General features: G+C 42.7%; 1 protein-coding gene. It reads left to right on the forward strand.

Features of this window, described 5'->3' with window-relative positions; all coding sequences use genetic code 11:
- Positions 1-18 precede the first annotated feature (18 nt).
- A partial coding sequence (locus tag I2G61_RS16275; protein WP_195548480.1) for a restriction endonuclease subunit S occupies positions 19-1,027 on the forward strand: 1,009 nt, incomplete at its 3' end.

Below are 1,027 nucleotides of genomic sequence, written 5' to 3' on the forward strand. Positions count from 1 at the left end.
AAATTCGGATTTATAGGGATGGACGTGGTAAAATCTTTTGATGATATTTTCCTTGACTGTACAAGTCTTGGAGTAAAACTGAAAACTGAAGAATACGCGGTATCCGGTCAGTATGCAATTGTTGACCAAGGGCAACATGATATTGCGGGCTACACCGACAGGACAGAGGGCGTTTATGCAGATGTTCCGGCAATTATTTTTGGAGACCACACTAGGGTAATAAAGTATATCGATCAACCGCTATTTCTGGGAGCTGACGGCGTAAAGCTACTAAAAGCTAAAGAAGAATCGGCCAACTATAAGTATCTTTATTACGCATTAAGAAGCATACGAATACCTAATACCGGATATAATCGCCATTTCAAGTGGTTAAAAGAGTCACAGATTGAATATCCAGATGCAGAAACGCAGCAGAAGGTAGTTGACACTCTTGACAAAGTAATTGGGATCATCACTATCCGCAAGCAGCAGCTTTCCGATTTTGACACGCTCATCAAAGCCCGATTTGTCGAGTTGTTTATAGGAAAAGGGTATCCGACTAAAACCGTGGATGAGGTGTCGTTAACCAAAGGTGAATATGGTGCGCAATCAGCATCGGTTGAATATGACCCAACCAGACCCCGTTATGTGAGAATTACAGATATCAACGATGACGGAACACTTAACAACGATGTGGTGGCATCCGTTAATCCAGGTGACGATGAGCAATACCGGCTGGTATATGGCGATTTTATGTTTGCGCGGATGGGCGCAACGGTTGGAAAGACCTACGCGTTCATAGAAGGTAATCAGATTTTTGCTGGTTACCTTATCCGATATAGATTGAACCAGCAGATAATTAATCCGAGATACCTGTTTTGGTATACAAAACAGGAGGAGTACTGGAACTGGGTGAAACTAAACCAGAGCGGAGCGGCTCAACCGGGAATTAACGCTAAAAAGTATGGTTCTTTGAGAATTCCCATCCCGCCGATTAAAGAACAAAACGTATTTGCCACCTTCGTCTCCCAAGTCGATAAATCAAAAT

Source organism: Holdemania sp. 1001095H_141210_F2 (assembly GCF_015558105.1).
Taxonomy (GTDB): Bacteria; Bacillota_I; Bacilli_A; order Erysipelotrichales; family Erysipelotrichaceae; genus Holdemania.